Source organism: Staphylococcus equorum, from assembly GCF_029024965.1.
In the GTDB taxonomy this organism is placed as follows: Bacteria; Bacillota; Bacilli; order Staphylococcales; family Staphylococcaceae; genus Staphylococcus; species Staphylococcus equorum.
This window is the reverse complement of sequence record NZ_CP118982.1, coordinates 751,676-768,803: the sequence shown is the minus strand read 5'-3', so window position 1 is coordinate 768,803 and position 17,128 is coordinate 751,676. Positions and strand designations below refer to the sequence as shown.

At 33.5% G+C, this 17,128-nt stretch carries 20 protein-coding genes; 4 read left to right on the top strand and 16 right to left on the bottom strand.

Annotated elements, in window-relative coordinates; all coding sequences use genetic code 11:
• The first annotated feature begins 201 nt into the window (after window positions 1-201).
• Together PYW44_RS03500 and PYW44_RS03495 are read left to right on the top strand one after the other, a co-directional pair.
• Window positions 202-636, top strand: coding sequence for a MarR family winged helix-turn-helix transcriptional regulator (locus PYW44_RS03500; protein ID WP_002506951.1), 435 nt, complete (start codon window positions 202-204; stop codon window positions 634-636).
• A 1-nt stretch (window position 637) separates the two neighbouring features.
• Window positions 638-1,846, top strand: a complete 1,209-nt coding sequence (locus tag PYW44_RS03495; RefSeq protein ID WP_021338409.1) for an MFS transporter — start codon at window positions 638-640, stop codon at window positions 1,844-1,846.
• 80 nt (window positions 1,847-1,926) lie between these two features.
• Here the strand turns inward: PYW44_RS03495 and PYW44_RS03490 are convergent, their stop codons facing one another.
• From PYW44_RS03490 to PYW44_RS03460, 7 genes are all read right to left on the bottom strand, one after another.
• Entirely contained in the window at window positions 1,927-2,277 is a 351-nt protein-coding gene (locus PYW44_RS03490; protein WP_002506949.1) for a SarA family transcriptional regulator, read from the bottom strand.
• A gap of 441 nt (window positions 2,278-2,718) precedes the next feature.
• Window positions 2,719-3,741, bottom strand: a complete 1,023-nt coding sequence (moaA, locus tag PYW44_RS03485; RefSeq protein WP_107510243.1) for a GTP 3',8-cyclase MoaA — start codon at window positions 3,739-3,741, stop codon at window positions 2,719-2,721.
• Window positions 3,742-3,757: 16 nt separating this feature from the next.
• A complete protein-coding gene (mobA, locus tag PYW44_RS03480) occupies window positions 3,758-4,366 on the bottom strand; it encodes a molybdenum cofactor guanylyltransferase MobA (RefSeq protein ID WP_021338411.1) in 609 nt (202 codons plus the stop codon).
• 7 nt (window positions 4,367-4,373) lie between these two features.
• On the bottom strand, window positions 4,374-4,607 hold the full coding sequence (moaD, locus tag PYW44_RS03475) for a molybdopterin converting factor subunit 1 (protein WP_002506946.1): 234 nt from the start codon (window positions 4,605-4,607) through the stop codon (window positions 4,374-4,376).
• Entirely contained in the window at window positions 4,604-5,056 is a 453-nt protein-coding gene (locus PYW44_RS03470; RefSeq protein ID WP_002506945.1) for a molybdenum cofactor biosynthesis protein MoaE, read from the bottom strand. The genes moaD and PYW44_RS03470 overlap by 4 nt, the downstream gene beginning before the upstream one ends.
• A gap of 5 nt (window positions 5,057-5,061) precedes the next feature.
• Window positions 5,062-5,544 carry a molybdopterin-guanine dinucleotide biosynthesis protein B gene (gene mobB, locus PYW44_RS03465; protein ID WP_002506944.1) on the bottom strand — a complete coding sequence of 161 codons (483 nt, stop codon included), beginning with the start codon at window positions 5,542-5,544 and terminating at the stop codon, window positions 5,062-5,064.
• On the bottom strand, window positions 5,541-6,800 hold the full coding sequence (locus PYW44_RS03460) for a molybdopterin molybdotransferase MoeA (RefSeq protein ID WP_021338412.1): 1,260 nt from the start codon (window positions 6,798-6,800) through the stop codon (window positions 5,541-5,543). Before PYW44_RS03460 ends, mobB begins: the two co-directional genes overlap by 4 nt.
• 64 nt (window positions 6,801-6,864) lie before the next feature.
• On the opposite strand from PYW44_RS03460, the gene moaC reads away from it, so the two are divergent.
• On the top strand, window positions 6,865-7,350 hold the full coding sequence (gene moaC / locus PYW44_RS03455; RefSeq protein WP_002506942.1) for a cyclic pyranopterin monophosphate synthase MoaC: 486 nt from the start codon (window positions 6,865-6,867) through the stop codon (window positions 7,348-7,350).
• Window positions 7,351-7,543: 193 nt separating this feature from the next.
• Here the strand turns inward: moaC and PYW44_RS03450 are convergent, their stop codons facing one another.
• On the bottom strand, window positions 7,544-8,044 hold the full coding sequence (locus PYW44_RS03450; protein ID WP_021338413.1) for a MogA/MoaB family molybdenum cofactor biosynthesis protein: 501 nt from the start codon (window positions 8,042-8,044) through the stop codon (window positions 7,544-7,546).
• Window positions 8,045-8,056: 12 nt separating this feature from the next.
• Window positions 8,057-9,061 (bottom strand): ThiF family adenylyltransferase, encoded by a 1,005-nt coding sequence (locus PYW44_RS03445; protein WP_021338414.1) that lies wholly within the window; start codon window positions 9,059-9,061, stop codon window positions 8,057-8,059.
• A gap of 271 nt (window positions 9,062-9,332) precedes the next feature.
• On the opposite strand from PYW44_RS03445, the gene cudC reads away from it, so the two are divergent.
• A complete protein-coding gene (gene cudC, locus PYW44_RS03440; RefSeq protein WP_021338415.1) occupies window positions 9,333-9,887 on the top strand; it encodes a choline uptake/conversion transcriptional regulator CudC in 555 nt (184 codons plus the stop codon).
• Window positions 9,888-10,022: 135 nt separating this feature from the next.
• Here the strand turns inward: cudC and PYW44_RS03435 are convergent, their stop codons facing one another.
• The 7 genes from PYW44_RS03435 to PYW44_RS03405 form a co-directional block, all read right to left on the bottom strand.
• Window positions 10,023-10,628: an ATP-binding cassette domain-containing protein gene (locus tag PYW44_RS03435; RefSeq protein ID WP_021338416.1), complete on the bottom strand. Its 606-nt coding sequence runs from the start codon at window positions 10,626-10,628 to the stop codon at window positions 10,023-10,025.
• The gene (gene modB, locus PYW44_RS03430) at window positions 10,629-11,300 is read right to left on the bottom strand and encodes a molybdate ABC transporter permease subunit (protein WP_021338417.1); all 672 of its coding nucleotides are present in this window, start codon (window positions 11,298-11,300) and stop codon (window positions 10,629-10,631) included. It lies immediately after the preceding gene.
• A gap of 12 nt (window positions 11,301-11,312) precedes the next feature.
• Window positions 11,313-12,098: a molybdate ABC transporter substrate-binding protein gene (gene modA, locus PYW44_RS03425; RefSeq protein WP_021338418.1), complete on the bottom strand. Its 786-nt coding sequence runs from the start codon at window positions 12,096-12,098 to the stop codon at window positions 11,313-11,315.
• Window positions 12,099-12,215: 117 nt separating this feature from the next.
• Window positions 12,216-13,706: a UDP-glucose--hexose-1-phosphate uridylyltransferase gene (galT, locus tag PYW44_RS03420; protein WP_021338419.1), complete on the bottom strand. Its 1,491-nt coding sequence runs from the start codon at window positions 13,704-13,706 to the stop codon at window positions 12,216-12,218.
• 3 nt (window positions 13,707-13,709) lie between these two features.
• Window positions 13,710-14,711: a UDP-glucose 4-epimerase GalE gene (gene galE, locus PYW44_RS03415; protein ID WP_021338420.1), complete on the bottom strand. Its 1,002-nt coding sequence runs from the start codon at window positions 14,709-14,711 to the stop codon at window positions 13,710-13,712.
• A 35-nt stretch (window positions 14,712-14,746) separates the two neighbouring features.
• The gene (locus PYW44_RS03410; protein ID WP_069801818.1) at window positions 14,747-15,907 is read right to left on the bottom strand and encodes a galactokinase; all 1,161 of its coding nucleotides are present in this window, start codon (window positions 15,905-15,907) and stop codon (window positions 14,747-14,749) included.
• Window positions 15,908-16,003: 96 nt separating this feature from the next.
• Window positions 16,004-17,017, bottom strand: coding sequence for a LacI family DNA-binding transcriptional regulator (locus PYW44_RS03405; RefSeq protein ID WP_021338422.1), 1,014 nt, complete (start codon window positions 17,015-17,017; stop codon window positions 16,004-16,006).
• Window positions 17,018-17,128: the final 111 nt, after the last annotated feature.

Genomic DNA, 17,128 nt, shown 5'->3' with positions numbered 1-17,128 from the left:
TAGCTTTAACTATATCTTAACAAATTGTATACCACTTTACTTGTCTTAACTAACGCTACGTAATAAATTTCTTATCTCCATAAACTTTTTCTTGAATTTTAATGATTTTACATCGCCTACTATTGATTTTTTTATTAAAAAAGAATAGAATAAGTATGCTGTAAATTAAGTTAGCAAAGCTAACTATATTAGGAGGTCATTATGGAAAAAAATATTATATTTAATAACCTTATTGCAATTTATAGACCATACACAAAATTGTTTCAACCTATATTTGAAGAGTTTGATCTATATCCTGCTCAATGGTTAGTATTTAAAGATATAGCATACAATGCGCCTACTACTTTGGTACAAATATCAAAGCGCCGTGCCATCGAGAAACCAACGACACGTAAGATTTTAAAAGTACTTTCTGAAAAATCATTGCTTTCAATTGAGCCTGGAATTGATAAAAGGGAGAAATTATTAGCACTCTCAAAAGAAGGTCAGCTATTATATAACAACATTAGTACTCGAGTTGATAAGGTACAAGATCAGCTTATTGAAGACACAGGATTATCTGAAGGCGATCTTAAACAGGCGGTTAAAACTATTCAATCAATACATGAAGCTATAACAAAAATGGAGGAAGGGTAATATGAATCAAGCAATACCAACAAAATCACCCATATGGACAAAAAGTTTTAATATAAACTTTATAACCAATTTTTTAATATACTTATGTATGTACTTACTTATAGTAATAATCGCCAGTTATGCTAAATCTGAATATAATGTTTCAGATAGCACCGCTGGCTTAGTAACAGGACTCTTTATCATAGGTTCCTTAATTGGCCGTTTTGTAACTGGTAAATATGTAAATAAAGTCGGACCGAAACGTATATTGTTAATTGGATTAGTATTTTTACTCGTTACCCAATTGTTATATTTTATAGAAGGTTCTATAACATTACTCATGTTTACTAGACTAATCAACGGTATTGCTACAGGAATTACTACAACGGCAACAGGCACCATCGCTGCTTATGTCACGCCTAATGATAGAAAAAGTGAAGGCATTAGTTTATTTTCTTTAAGCCTTGTTATTGGTGCAGCTATTGGCCCTTTCCTTGGTTTACTATTAATTAATACTTTTCCAATTAAAATGTTATTCTTAATTTGTCTTGTTTGTGGTGTAGTAAGCTTATTAATTTCTTTCTTTGTAAATCTACAATTTAAGCTCGATACAACTGATACAACTACTCAAAAAACAACAAGTAAAAAATTCAACATTAATAATTACATTGCAAAAGAAGCCATACCTGTAGCAATAATTATGTTGATTTCAGGTTTAACTTATTCTTCAATACTTACATTTTTGCAATTCTTTGCTCAAGAGATAAATTTAGTAACGATTTCTAGTTACTTCTTTATATTTTATGCCATTGCATCATTGATCACTCGACCAATTGCAGGTCGTCTCATGGATCAAAAAAATGAGAACGTCATTGCATATCCTGCCTTTGTATTCTTAATCCTTACATTCGTTACTTTAAGTATTACAAATAATGGTTGGTTACTCATTCTTGCTGGCTTGTTCTTAGGTGCAGGTTATGGAAATATTTCATCCTGTATGCAAGCTATTGCCATTAAAGTATCACCACCTGCTAAATATGGTATAGCAACTTCAACCTATTTTATCGGATTAGATTTAGGAGTTGGGTTTGGACCATATGTTTTAGGCTTTATGACATCCTCCGTATCTTATGCACAATTATATGCTATTATGGCCGTCATCGTACTTATAGCAGCTATTATTTATTTCTTCTTACATGGCAGAAAAGTTAAACAACTTAACTCATTGTAATAAAAAGAGAACGGAAAGGAATCAAATTTTGATTTCTTAGTCCCGTTCTCTTTTTTATGTATGCTTTTATGTAGGCTTGATTATTGTGCTACTTTAATCGTTTCTATTTCTTGTATAATATCATCAAAAATCTTAGTTTGAATATCATTGAAATAATAATAAACTTGTCTTTCGTCTGTCTCAGAGCGAACTTTAGACATGAGTTCTTTTTTATAAATTTTTCGTATAATCACGTCAATCTTGCTCGTGTCCCATAACATTTCGAAATGAAGTGTATCTCTCAATTCTTTTCCGCTAATTTTTTTAGCTTCATACACTTTATACAACACAACAAATTCTTCAATTGATAAATGATGTACGGTCTTCAACCAATGTTTTAATTGACTTAATGCTCTTTCAGAAGTTATAAAATAAGATACTTTACTTTCCATAATAATGGCCTCCTCATCGTTTTTTCTTGTTGTTTTAATGGCTTTATAATGAATATGCTTCGAAAATATTATATAATATTTTCTTCATTAAATCTATTATTTTAAAAGTAATAGATAAATATTTTTTACTATTGTCTTTCATTTATATAGCTTCTTATACATACCAAGCATTTTTTTGTTTTAATTAAATCCCTAAAGTAAATATAAACATTTTTTACTAATAGAATATCTTAAAAAATCTTTATTTTAAAATTTGAAAATGTCTATTATTAACCTTTATTTTGTTAAATAAATAGAATAATTTTTTATCTTGTGATTTAACACAAAAAACGCTGAGAGCATATTTATTTAAGCTGCTCCAGCGTTTTATGATTTTAGATATTATGTCAGCGTCAAAACTATAACAAGTCTAATAGATAGATTGACAACTATCTAGTGATACTAACCACCAATATAATTCATATTAATTTTTTTGCGCTTTCTATTTGCTACAGTTTGTTCCGTACGTTCATCTGAATATCTATCATCTCTAACGTTCCATAGTACTTTAAATTGTTCAAATAGCTCGTCATCAGTTGCTCCAGCACGCATAAATGATTTCACATTAAAGCCATCTACTGTACTAAATAGACAACTATAGAACTTACCGTCTGATGACAATCGACCGCGTGTACAAGTAGAGCAGAAAGATTGAGATACACTAGTGATAAGACCAAACTGCGCACCATTATCTTTATGACGATAATATTTAGCGACTTCGCCAAAATATTTTGGCTCAACAGATTCAATATCAAACTCATTTTCTATCATATTTAACATTTCATCTTTTGTTACCACTTTACTAAAATCCCATCCATTATCGTTTCCAACATCCATAAATTCTATAAATCTAATCTCAATATCTTTCTCTTTGAAATACTGAATCATAGGTAGAATTTGGTTATCATTTACACCTTTTTGTATAACCATATTTACTTTCACATGGAATCCTATGGAAATTGCATAATCAATCTGTTGCAATATTGTAGAAGCTTTTATATTTCTATTATTAATCGCTTGAAACACTTTGTCTTCAATTGCATCTAAACTTACATTAATACGTCTTAAACCCGCATCATATAATTTTTGACCATGTTTTTTTAACAATAAGCCATTTGTCGTTAGACCAATATCCTCTACGCCATCAATCTGATTCAATTCATAAATCAATTTATATAAATCACGTCTGAGTAATGGTTCACCGCCTGTAATACGTATTTTTTTCACACCTAATTGTGTGTATACTTTCGAAATACGTACCATTTCATCAAATGTAAGAAGCTCGTCTTTAGGTAAGAAAACAAAATCATCGCCAAAGATTTCTTTAGGCATGCAATAATCACAACGGAAATTGCATCGATCTGTAACTGATAATCTTAAGTCACGTATCGGCCGCCCGAGTTTATCAGTGATTTGTTCTACCATATCGTTAGCCCCCCTTTTATCTATTTATAATTTCATGTTGTAAAGCGTCCAAATCATGCTGGAAATTAATATTTTTATACCAATAATCAGGTGATTCAATTGTATTAACATCTAACCAATCGCTTGCAACTTTAGTATAAACATTCTTTAAACTATAATCATCTGAATTCAGTGCCTTATCAATGTAAGTTAAAGTATGTGGACTGTAAAAGGCAAGTGTAGGTATCGGTTTACCCGCTTCTTTAAAACCTGCAATATCTAACTGGTCTTCAATAAGGTGTTCCACCATAAATTGATATAATTTACTTATCGCTTTTTGAGTAATCATAGGTGTGTCAACGGAAATAACAAAGAAAAGTTCTTCCTCTAGGTGTTGGCTCATGACTGATCTAATACCTGCCAAAGGCCCTTTATCTTTATTCTGGTGTTCATCTATAATTATATTTGGGTAATCAAATTGTGTCGCAAGATTTTCATTGGTACTTATAATAATTTGATTAAACATGTTCGTTGCTTCTAACACATCTATAATTCGCTCATAAAATGTTTGCGATTCAATTTGTGCAAAAGCCTTAGGTTCACCGAATCTCTCTGACTGTCCTCCGGCAAGTATAATTGCTTTCATCTCTTCTTTACCCTCCGCTAACTGGTGGAATCAATGCGACAGTGTCATTAGGTTGGACAATGTCATCATTTTTCACGAATTCTTCATTTACTGCTATTTGAAATTTTTTATCACTAATACTAGGATAACGTTTAAATAAATCTGTAATAAATTCATCTACAGTAATATCATAACTTAAATCGATGTCTTCTGATTGTTTTGCTAATATTTCTTTTATCTCTGCAAAATAAAGTACTTTCATGATTGGCCTCCTTCAATCGCATCCTCATAGCTTCCATGTTGATGTCCTTGCCATTGTGCACCATCTTCCCATATTTCCTTTTTCCAAATAGGTACGATTTCTTTGATACGCTCAATTGCATATTCATTTGCTCTGTATGCATCTTTTCGATGTGGCGAAGATACACTAATGAGTACTGCAATATCTGAAATAGCTAACGGGCCAATTCTATGAACGATTGTCGTTTGTGTACCAGGCCATTGTTCTGAAATTTCATCACCTATTTGAGCTAACTTTTTTTCTGCCATAGGAATATAGGCTTCATACTCTAAATACTCTGTTTTAATTCCTTTTGTCCATTCCCTTACATGACCTGTAAAAACAACAACTGCACCTTGATGTTCATTCAGTACATAAGATCTATATTGCTCTGTCTGTATCGGCTCGCTTGTCACTTCAAATTGCTTCATTTAATTCATTCCTTTGATATTAAAAAAGATAATAACCATTGGTCATACTGACGTAAAGCCTCTGGTTTTGATATATTAATGGCATACTTAATATGTGTTAAATGATTTAGTGCATTTCGGTCGTTTTCATCACGATAAACTAACACTTTATCGTAACTTGCTTCTTTAAAACCCTCTACCAATATTACGTTACTGTCTATTGTAACAGATTCTTCTATGATTTCATCAAGCGTTTTGTTTTGTGTTCTGGTGACACTTTGTTGGTAAGCATTACCTTGAACAATACTTTGATCTGCACCTGCATAAAAGTGTTTCATATGGTCAACATGATTATTTTGTAATGTGATATCAGGGTGGTCCTCAGAGTTATGATGTCCATGATGTTTCACCGTTGCTACTGTGTGGTGATGTTCTTTTAATACCTGAATTGTATGTTCCATTAATGTGGTTTTCCCAGAGCTTTTCAATCCAACAATTTGTAAAATCATATAAAGCATTCCGTTTCATAAGCTTGTGATTCAGTTAATATTACATTTACCGTATAACCTTTTTTATATCCTCTTGTTCCACCTGGTAACATAATCATGGCATTACTATGTGCAATCGCTACAACTGCACCTGATTTGTTAAATCCTGAAGGAACTGCTGTCATTTCTTTGCCGTTAAAAGTGACCGTAGCACGAATAAATCTCGTAAATGGGTTTGCTTTTGTAAAATCTTCCATCAATGTAGCTTGCACGACTTGAGGATAAAGTGCATTTGCATGCATCATATGTTGAACTGCTGGCTTAACGTATAACTCAAAGCCTGTAAAGCATGCTGATGGATTTCCAGATAAACCAAATAGATACTTACCTTCTGCTACTGCTACTGTCGTCACACTTCCTGGACGCATAGCAATTTTATTAAAAAGGACTTCAGCATTTAATGCTTCGTATATTTGTGGTAAATAATCAAAATCCCCAACTGATACACCGCCAGTAGTAATGACGATATCATGCTGTTGCATCGCTTCTGTAACCACTTGAATACTACTTTCTAAATCATCTTGTTGTATTTGATAACGTTTTACTTGTAAGTCTAATTTACTAGCCAATGCAGTAATCATTGGCCCATTAGAATTCCTTATTTTCCCAGGTTCTAAATCATCACTCACATCTAATAACTCACTTCCTGTAGCAATTACGGCTACGCTTGGTTTTTTAAAAACAGGAACTTGTGCATAGCCATATGTAGCTAATACTGCAATGGCACCAGGATTAATTTGTTGTCCTTTTTGTAAAATAACGTCACCTATTTGAGTTTCTTCACCTTTTAAAGAGACGTTCTCATTTGGTTTAAATGCTTTACGTAATGTGAAACTTTGTCCTTGTTCTACAGTTTGTTCTAACATGACGACTGCATCTGCACCTTCAGGCATCGCGGCACCTGTCATAATTCGAACTGCTTCAAACGCACCAACTTTTTTATCTGAAACAGCACCGGCACCAATATGGTCAATTACATTGAAAGTTAGACGGTGCGCACCACTTGCATTTGTTGTATCTTTACTTCTAATGGCAAAACCATCATAGGGTGATTTGTTAAAACGTGGAATTTCGTATGTAGCAATAATATCTTCAGCCAATATATGGTTTAAACTAGCATCTAGGGGCACTGTAGCCTCATCCATATAAATATTTTGACTCACAACGCGTTCAATGGCTTCACCTACTGGAATTGGATTTCTTTTCTCAACTGGCATCTAAATCTACTCCTTATATTAATTAATTTCGTGATATACTAGAAAACGATTAGGAGGGATATGTTTGTCTGAATTTACACATATTAATGAACAGGGCAATGCTAAAATGGTAGATGTTTCTGAAAAAAATATTACGAAACGTACTGCAATCGCACATTCAAGCATTACCGTAAACCCAGAAATCCATCAACAAATTGTTGATCATACAAATAAAAAAGGAAATGTTCTTAATACTGCACAAATTGCAGGTATTATGGCAGCTAAAAACACTGCTGATATTATTCCAATGTGTCATCCTTTACCACTAACAGGTATTGATGTTGAATTTCAGTGGCAGAAGAATACGCAATCTTTCACTTTGAATATCCAAGCAACTGTGTCTACTACTGGAAAAACAGGTGTCGAAATGGAAGCATTAACTGCTGCAACTGCTGTAGCACTTACTGTATATGATATGACAAAAGCTTTAGACAAAGGTATGGTTATTGGCGAAACTTATTTACTATCTAAATCAGGTGGTAAATCTGGTGATTTTGAACGAAAAGCATAGTTAATATTTACGCTCAACTCGAATAAAATCTCTAAGACATAAATACGTGTCTCAGCCTCAATAATTATTTTGGCAGTAGCCTATCTCATATATAAATACACGAGTGTGAAGCTCTTGTATTCTTTTTTCTAGTAAACCTTATGAGAGGGCGGGAAAGATATCAAATTTCGTATTTTGATTCTTCTCACCCTCTTTATTTAGTTATTTCTTTAACCAAATGATTTAATTCTGGTTTTATTAACTTCTCCAATGCTAATTTAACAGCTCCAGTAGATCCTGGAATACTAAAGATTAACTTTTCATTTACTGTCCCCGCGATTGCTCGAGACAATAATGCTCTCGTACCAACATCCTCAGCATAACTAAGATATCTAAACAGCTCTCCAAATCCTTCAATTTCTTTAGTGAAAAATGAAGATACTGCTTCTATAGTTACATCTCTTTGTGCAATACCAGTGCCACCTGTAGTAACAATCACATCGATGTCTTCACTTAACCATTGCTCAACTTGCATTTGAATCGCTTCTTGTTCATCTTTTACTATTTTATAATGTGACTTATCGATTGAAACATTTAATTCCGATAACAGCTCTATTACTAATTTACCACCCTTGTCTGTCTTATAATCTCTTGTATCAGAAACTGTCAATACTGCACATTTTATATCTTGATTTAACTTAACATTTGTATGCATTTTTACACTCCTTTAGCCAAATAGTTGGTTTATTAAAGTAATCGCTTGTTGAGGATTCGTCATACCATGTATCAGTAATCTGCCACCTTTAAAGCTAACAATGCGATAGCCATTATATTCAAAGTGAATCATATAAGGATTACGTCGATAGGCAATATTTTGCTGAGTTAAAAATGTTTCTAATATTTCCTGGGAAATATTAGGGTTTTCGTATTGCACTGTATCCCTACCACACAAACTAGCAAACTGTCGTTTCGTTTCATTTAAATGTGGATAAGTAGGTGCGCAACCACAAGTCTTGCAATCGCTCCGTTGTAGTTTACTAAATCCAAATGTAAAGTGTGTGCCTTCCCATAAATCTCCATAAGTTACTTTAGTCGAAACGTGTTGTTCTGTTAAAATTTTTAGCGCATCCCTCATCTGCAAACTTGTAGTCATCGTCACTGCAGGTTGAATTACACCTACCGTATCACATGTCATATTTATAGCTGGTAACTGTGGCACTAAGCAATTAAAACATGGCGTGTGTCCTGGAATAAAAGCAGCTTCTACATAAGTACTTTGGACTACCCCACCATAAATCCACGGTATGCCTTTTCGAAAAGCAAAATCATTAATTAACTGTCTCGTTTCAAAGTTATCTGTTGCATCTAATATAAGTTGAGCTGAACCAGCATTGTCATCTAAAAACTGACGATTTACATGTGCAATATAACTATGAATCTTCAAATCTTGTCTAATATCCAATAATTTTTGTTTAGCAGCAACAACTTTTGGCAAACCTTCCAACGCATCCGATTCACTAAATAACGTTTGTCTTTGAAGATTACTATATTCGATATAATCTCTGTCTACAATAGTTAATGTACCAACCCCTGCTCTAACTAAACTTTCAGCAAGATGCGTACCAAGTGCCCCCACGCCTACAATGAGCACGTGTGATTGCATGATTTTATCTTGTCCTTTAGGACCTATATGTTTAAATAACGTTTGTCTTGAATAGCGGTCTTTTGTCACTACAATAACCCTCTCTATACATCATTGTATCCATTATAAATCTTGCATGCGAGAGTAACAACGGTTTGCCATTAATATTACAAAAAGTAGTGAATTCCCTATGTATTTTTTTGATTCTGAGCACTAACAATGATTGGTATAACTAGAAATGTTAATGGTTTTATTAATACACTTAATATGCTCTAAATCATGCCGCACGTTACTTATAAAGCATATCCTTTAATTATATGTTCGTGTTACAATAAGTTAACTATTACATGGAGGTGAATCAATGGCACGTTCAAAAGACTATGAACAACTATTGGAGCAAGCAAAAGATATCGTCATCAATTCAATTGGAGAAACGATGGATCTTTATGGAGTCAATCGTAGTGTAGGTAATCTATATGGCACGATGGTTTTTGAACAAAGTAATATGACACTAGATGAAATGCGTTATGAATTACAAATGAGTAAGCCCAGCATGAGTGCAGGTGTTAAAAGACTGCAAGAATTTGATGGCGTAAAACAAGAGTTTGTTCGAGGAAGTAGAAAACAACACTTTACTGCTGAAAAAGACTTTTTTACGTTTTTTGGAAACTTCTTTTCACAAAAATGGAAACGTGAAATCAAATTGAATTCAGAAGCAATATACAAAGCTGAATCTTTATTGAATCCCATTATTCATTCTGAAACTGCTACACCTGAAATCATAGAAGAAGCACAAGAAATTTTAGAGCAAATAGAACATTCTAAACTCTATTATGCTTGGCTATCTACTCTAACAGATGCGCTCAATTCAGGAGAAATATTTGACTATTTTCCAATTCCGGAAAATAAATTATAATCGACACGTCAACACAATAAGACCCATCCATAAATACTAATAATGGATGGGTCTTATTTTTAATATCTTATAATTTCACAAGTACCTAATCACCTAGAATATATCTTGTGATTGTGGCATCTTATCGGCAATCACTCATTCAATATTAATCACTTCATGAGCCAGTGCCTCTGCTTCATAATTAGAATGTGTTACAAAAATAATTGGTATTTGCCACTCTTCAAATATGCGCTTTACTAACTGAATACTTTCATCTTTAGTCGTATCATCCAAGCTTGAAAATGGTTCGTCCAATAATATGAGATCTGGTCTAGTACTTAATGTTCTTGCTAATGCCACACGCTGGGATTCTCCACCCGACAGTCTCATTGGAAACTGTGGCTTTAAATGCGCAATGTTTAATTGATGCATCAAAGTCTCTATATGTTCAGAAGGTTGCGCCATAAAAGTTATATTCTGATACACATCCATATTAGGAAACAATTGATAATCTTGAAATAAGTAGCCAATATTACGCTGTTGAATTTTCATATCTATATTGTTAGGCGTATCAGTTAAAATACGTTCATTAACTTCTATATATGCCTTATTTGCACTTTTCAATCCTGCTATAATATTTAAAATTGTTGTTTTACCAATACCGGAAGGACCTTTAACTGCATAAATTTTAGGTTCAATATCTTGTATCTTCATATGCAATTGCGTGTTTTTGAGCGCATGCTCTAAATGTAATTTCAACAATTAATCTACCTCCCGATAACGGTCTTTATTCAACACATTGATTGTGCCAATTACTGTAATCGCAAATGCGACAAGGACAATCACCCACAACCACGCTTGATTTTCTTTACCTTGTTCTACTAAAAAGTATATTTCTAAAGGTAACGTATTCGTTTTATTAGGTATGTAACCAGCAACCATCAGTGTCGCACCAAATTCCCCTATTGCTCGGGCAAAGCTCATCATAATTCCTGATAATATCGGACGCTTGGACAATGGTAAAATTAATTTGAAAAATATCTTGTTTTCACTTGCACCCATCGTTCGTGCAGTATTGAGCATTTTATTATCTATACTCCGAAACCCTTGAACAGTATGTTGATACATCAATGGAAAACTCACAATCACAGATGCAATAACTGCTCCAGTCAGCGTAAAAACTACTGGTAAATTTAATACATCTGTAAAAAATGCACCAACAAAACTTCTAGGTGAAAAGACAATTAATAAAATAAATCCCATAACAGTTGGTGGTAATACAATAGGTAAAATAATTATACTTTCTAAGATTCTAGCAATAAAACCATGTCGTTTATACAACCATCTTGAAACAACGATACCAATAAAAGTAACGATGATTGTACTAATAACAGCTACTTTGAGTGATATCCAAAATGGTGTAACATCTACCATTGCTAAAACCTCCTATGCTTCAAATTGATATTTTTCTAATATTTCTTTAGCTTGATCTGTCTTAAGAAAGTCAATCCATGCTTTAGCTAACTGCTTATCTGATGTTGTCGCTGCTTTATAAACAATGGGTTGCTTTAAATCAGCTGCATCGATTTCTTTAACATGACTCTCGCCATTTTGCTGGCTTTGATATAAGTCAGTTTTATACACATACCCTAATTGCGCATTACCTTTTTCAACATAGTTTAGTACTTGTCGCACATCTTTAGCAAATACTAAATTAGGTTTCACTTGTTCGTATAAACCGTTATCTTTTAAATATTGCTGAGCGTATTTCCCCGCTGGCACAGAATTAACCTCACCAATGGCTAATTTATCGCCTTCTTGTAGAGATTCAACCGATTTATAATTACTGTCCTTGGCACCAATAAGTACGAGTTTATTTTTAGCGTATTCATATGTATTTTGTGCTTTATCTTTATCTTGTAATGCATCAACGTCTTTCTTGTTTGCTGACATAAATACATCTACAGGTGCACCTTTTTCAATCTGTTGTCTTAATGAACCAGACCCACCATAATTAAATGTAACATTTGCATCTTTATGATCTGCTTCAAATGCTCGTTTCAATTCTTTAGTTGCGTCAGTCAGACTTGCTGCTGCTGAAATATGTAGTTCTTGTTTTTTTTCATTTCCATCAGAATTGCTATCGTTTTTGCTCTTACTGTTTCCATTTGAACACCCTGCTAATACTAGACATAGCGTCATAAACATTACGATTAAATATTTTATTTTCATATAAAACAACTCCTATCACTTATAATTATATTCTTATTCATAAAAAAACAAAAGACCTAAATGATAGTACTTAGGCCTTTTGTAAGCGTATATTTTTTATAATTGTGATGCACTGTTTTATAGTTGTTCAATAAAGCGTTTAAACGCGTGATGACCTTGTTCTGTATTCTTAAATACGCCAGCATCTTCTAATACACGTTTGAATTTAAATCCTACTTCTTTATCTACAACTTCATCGACATTATTTACATTAATATCATATGATTGTTTCATTTCTTCAGCCCATTGTTGATGTATTCCTAAATCTATTTGAGTTTTATCTAATAAATAATCTTTAACTTGTTGTAATTCTTGTTTTAGTCGCCCTGGTAATATAGCAGTTCCCATTACTTCAATTAGACCTATATTTTCTTTCTTAATATGTTGCACGTCTTTATGTGGATGGAAGATGCCATCAGGGAATTGTTCTGAAGTTTGATTGTCTCTTAAGACAATGTCTAATTCATATTGTTGTTCCCTATATCTTGCGATTGGTGTAATCGTATGATGACGTTCACCATTAATGCTAAATGCTTTAATATCCACACTATCATCCGAATATTGATTCCATTGTGTCATGACATAAGTAGCTGCTTCAATCAGTTGCTCTCTATTGTCGCCTTTCAAACGAATAACACTCATTGGCCAATTTAAAGTGCTAGCTTGAACTGATGGATAATTAGCAATAGTAAATTGATTTATTTCAGCAGCGTTATCCATCGGAAATACATGTCTTCCAGTTTGATAATGATTGTGCGATAAAATTGATCCACCCACAAGAGGTATATCCGCGTTAGACCCAATAAAATAATGAGGAAATTGATCTATAAAATCTAACAAATTAATGAAAGTATTTTTATTGATTTCCATAGGGACATGTTGTTTAGATAACACAATACTATGTTCAGCAAAATAGGCATATGGCGAAAATTGGAAGCCCCACTTTTCACCATTTAAATTTAAGCGAATGACGCGGTGATTTGTTCTTGCAGCTTGTAGCACTGAGCCTTTGAATCCTTCATTTTCTATGCATAATGCACATTTCGGATAAGCGGTAGCTGGTGCTTCTTTCGCTTTTGCAATTTGTTTTGCATCTTTTTCAGGTTTTGATAGATTAATCGTGACTTCAATATCTCCGTATTCAGTAGCAACATCATAATTAATATTATTCGCAATTGCATCTTCTTTGACATAGTGATTACGTTTAGCTATGTCATAAAAATAATCTGTAGCCGCTTCTGGTGACTCTTTATATGCTTCGTTAAACTTGCGGTCAATTACCGATGGGCGTGGTGTAATTAAGTCTAGAATTTGAGCTTCAACAATTTCTTTACTATATAATGCATCTTCAATACAATTTTCACTAACAGCTTGGCGAATCCAATATTGTGTAATTTCATTTGCTGTCGCATCTTTATTTAATTCAGACACTGCTGAATCATCAATACCTTTTGCATTTAAATTACGCAATAGCTGGTTTTGAATATAAATGCTATCTTCTTCTTCATAATCACCATACGAAATTGCTTGTGATACAAATTGTTGTACTAATTGTTGATTTAATAACATGCATTAACCCTCCACATTTTCTTGATATCCATTTGGATGTTGATGATGCCATTGCCACGCTGAATTAATAATATCATTAATGTTATCGTGCTGTGGTTTCCAGCCAAGCACTTGTTGCGCCTTATCACTTGATGCGATTAATTTACTTGGATCACCTGCTCTTCTTTCTCCTACTACTGCTTCAATAGGTTCATTTGTTACTGTTCTTGCAGCTTCTAGAATTTCAAATACCGAATAACCTTGACTGCTTCCTAAATTAAATGCACCAGATGCTCCGCCGTTTTGTAAATGTTGATACGCCAAAATATGCGCATCTATTAAATCAACGACGTGAAGATAATCACGAATACATGACCCATCTTCTGTATCATAATTATCACCGAATATTGTTAAGTGTTCTCTTTGTCCAAGTGCGACTTCTAATACAATTGGTATAAGATGTGTCTCTGGACGGTGGTCTTCACCAATAGCGCCATTTTCTTTAGCACCTGCAACATTAAAATAACGCAGTGCTGCATAATTAACCCCGTATGCTTCATGACTCCAGTGCATCATTTTCTCCATCATCAATTTACTTTCACCATATGGACTTGTAGGTGTTTTAGAATCTTCCTCAGTAATAGGTACTGAATCTGGCTCACCATAAACTGCAGCTGTCGAAGAAAAAATAATATGTTCTACCTGATGGTCATACATGACTTCTAATAACACTTGTAATCCGTGCACATTATTATTGAAATAGGCTAACGGTTTTTCAACAGATTCACCAACTAATGAATAAGCACAAAAATGGAATACACCTTCGATGCTTTCGTTATTAAAGACATCATCTAAAAATGCTTTGTCTCGAATGTCTCCTTCATAAAACGTAGCTTCTTTATGCACAGCTGCTCTATGTCCTGTACCTAGATTATCTACTACAATAACGTTGTATCCTCTTGCAATTAACTGATCTACCGCATGACTTCCTATATAACCAGCGCCACCTAAAACTAAAACAGACATATACAAAATCCTTTCTCTATCCATTGATTAATAACTTATAATGATTTAACGCCATCACTTATACCCACATGATAAAATGACGGAGCGTAACCTATGCGCTCTATATATTGTTTAGAAACTTCATTTTCCAATTGTTTTACACTATCTTTATGCACTAAAGCAATTGCGCAACCTGCGAAGCCAGCACCAGTCATTCTAGCTCCCAACACGCCATCAACTTGCTGAGCTGTTTCTGCTAATGTATCTAATTCTATCCCTGTAACTTCATAATCTTCTTTTAATGATGTGTGAGATTCATTTAATAACTTTCCAAATTGATTAAAGTTATTTTCTGCTAACGCTCGATGTGCTTTTTTCGTGCGTTCATTCTCCGAAACTGCGTGTCTTGCACGACGACGCTTCACTTCATCCTCAATAAGATCTTGATGCTGTTCAAATTGTTCTAATGACAGCTCCCCTAATGATGCAATATCAAGTGCTTGTTGCAACGAAGCTAATGCCGACTCACATTGTGCTCTACGTTCATTATATTTACTTTCTGTAAGAGAACGTCGCTTGTTCGTATTCATAATTGATATGACATAATCTCCAAATTTCGCAGGTACATAATCAAATTCTAAAGTTGCAGTATCTAGTAATATTGCTTGTTCAGCTTTACCCATACCAATAATAAATTGATCCATAATACCTGAATTGACACCAATAAATTTATTTTCAACACGCTGTCCAATTTTTATAAGTGCTAAGCGTTCTAAATCTAAAGTAAACAACTGCTTAATGAGCCAGCCAGTTAATAATTCAATAGACGCTGACGATGACAAACTTGCCCCATTTGGAATATTTCCTTCAACTAAAATATTGAAACCATGATCTATGTCAGAGAATTGTTCACTTAAATATTTAACTACACCTTTAGGATAATTTGCCCAATCATGTGCCGTTTCGAATTCTAATTCATCTAACGTAAATGTAATCATACCAACCTCTTCAAAATTATTTGAATAAAGTTGAATAAGTTTATCATCTCGCTTTGTAGCTAGGCCATATGTACCCAACTCAATCGCAGCTGGAAAAACATACCCACCGTTGTAATCCGTATGTTCGCCTATTAAATTAATGCGTCCCGGAGCAAAAGCACTGACTTCAGCCTTAACGCCAAACAAAGTTTCAAACTTATCATGCATGGCTTGTAACATAATAACCCACTCCTCCTATATAAATCATTTCTTCTATAATGATATTCTTCTAGTAAACACAATTAAAGTTTACTTGTTTACTAAATGTTTTGTCAATTAAGATTGTCTTTTTGTTTTAAAAGTATTCCGCTCTTTAAGCTGTGCTTCTACTACGACATGTATGGCAACGTGTCTCGTTTTATTAATGCGCTCTTCTGCCATTCGCACTGCAGTTCTACCAAATTCATCTACTGGTATGTGCACACTACTTATAGAAGGCACAGCATATTGTATGACTTCTAAATCATTAAAACTTATCAATTTAACATCTTTTGGAATTGCTATTTTTTCATATTGAATTTGTTGTAATATACCTATAGCAATCATATCGTTCCCTGCTATAAAAACTTCAGGTAACCGATGCGCATTTAACAATGTTTTTACAGCTTCTTCACCATTTTCTTTTTTCCAGCCATTAATCATAGTTATTTCGTTAATTTGATGTTCAGAACACCATTCTCTATATGCTTTATATCTAACATCTGTATGATTTGAAAACGGTGTACCGGCTAAATCTCTAATCATATGACTACCACCGATATACGCAATTTGAGTCATTCCTAATGACTTGATTTCATCCAATAAGTTGGTCATAGAATAGTGTAAATCTGAATAGACAGCATCTATTGATTTCGGTGTATTAGGATTGTTAATGACAACTATATTTTCATTATATTCACGTAGTGTGTTCAATGCTTCTGTAGAAAAATTACCTACTACGATAATTGCCCCTGCCTTGTCGACTTTATATAAATCTAGATTTTTATCGTTTCCATCGATTCTAATTGTGCGCTTCAAAGACAAATTCAAACGCTTAACTTCAGCTTCTATTGCTAAGCGTATCTCTCTATAATAAGGGTCTGACATTTCTTTAGCTCGAGATGCATAGGTAATGATTTGAATGCTTTTATTTTTTCTAGCTGATTTTTGATATTGTAGTTCGTTTGCAACACGATGAATCCTTTCTCTCGTATCTTTTGAAACTGACAATGTTGGATCATTATTTAATACGCGTGAAACAGTGCCAGGACTTACCTCTGCATCACGTGCAATATCTCGTATACTTGCCATATCGAAATTCACCTCTTTAATTGTTTACCATAAGTTTACTTGTATATATCCTTTTAATCAATCTTGACCATTTTAAAAATCATTATAAATATTACAATGTGTAAATTAAAA

Coding starts and splice junctions, on each gene's coding strand:
- PYW44_RS03460 (WP_021338412.1), bottom strand. CDS start 6,800: ATGCCAGTTGAGAAAAGAAATCCAATTCCAGTAGGTGAAGCCATTGAA.
- PYW44_RS03410 (WP_069801818.1), bottom strand. CDS start 15,907: ATGTTACAAGCCATGCATGATAAGTTTGAAACTTTGTTTGGCGTTAAG.
- mobB (WP_002506944.1), bottom strand. CDS start 5,544: ATGATTTTACAAATTGTTGGATTGAAAAGCTCTGGGAAAACCACATTA.
- PYW44_RS03470 (WP_002506945.1), bottom strand. CDS start 5,056: ATGAAGCAATTTGAAGTGACAAGCGAGCCGATACAGACAGAGCAATAT.
- modA (WP_021338418.1), bottom strand. CDS start 12,098: ATGAAAATAAAATATTTAATCGTAATGTTTATGACGCTATGTCTAGTA.
- modB (WP_021338417.1), bottom strand. CDS start 11,300: ATGGTAGATGTTACACCATTTTGGATATCACTCAAAGTAGCTGTTATT.
- cudC (WP_021338415.1), top strand. CDS start 9,333: ATGGCACGTTCAAAAGACTATGAACAACTATTGGAGCAAGCAAAAGAT.
- PYW44_RS03490 (WP_002506949.1), bottom strand. CDS start 2,277: ATGGAAAGTAAAGTATCTTATTTTATAACTTCTGAAAGAGCATTAAGT.
- moaA (WP_107510243.1), bottom strand. CDS start 3,741: ATGGTAGAACAAATCACTGATAAACTCGGGCGGCCGATACGTGACTTA.
- mobA (WP_021338411.1), bottom strand. CDS start 4,366: ATGAAAGCAATTATACTTGCCGGAGGACAGTCAGAGAGATTCGGTGAA.
- PYW44_RS03500 (WP_002506951.1), top strand. CDS start 202: ATGGAAAAAAATATTATATTTAATAACCTTATTGCAATTTATAGACCA.
- PYW44_RS03405 (WP_021338422.1), bottom strand. CDS start 17,017: ATGGCAAGTATACGAGATATTGCACGTGATGCAGAGGTAAGTCCTGGC.
- moaD (WP_002506946.1), bottom strand. CDS start 4,607: ATGAAAGTACTTTATTTTGCAGAGATAAAAGAAATATTAGCAAAACAA.
- PYW44_RS03495 (WP_021338409.1), top strand. CDS start 638: ATGAATCAAGCAATACCAACAAAATCACCCATATGGACAAAAAGTTTT.
- galE (WP_021338420.1), bottom strand. CDS start 14,711: ATGTCTGTTTTAGTTTTAGGTGGCGCTGGTTATATAGGAAGTCATGCG.
- galT (WP_021338419.1), bottom strand. CDS start 13,706: ATGTTATTAAATCAACAATTAGTACAACAATTTGTATCACAAGCAATT.
- PYW44_RS03450 (WP_021338413.1), bottom strand. CDS start 8,044: ATGCATACAAATGTTAAGTTAAATCAAGATATAAAATGTGCAGTATTG.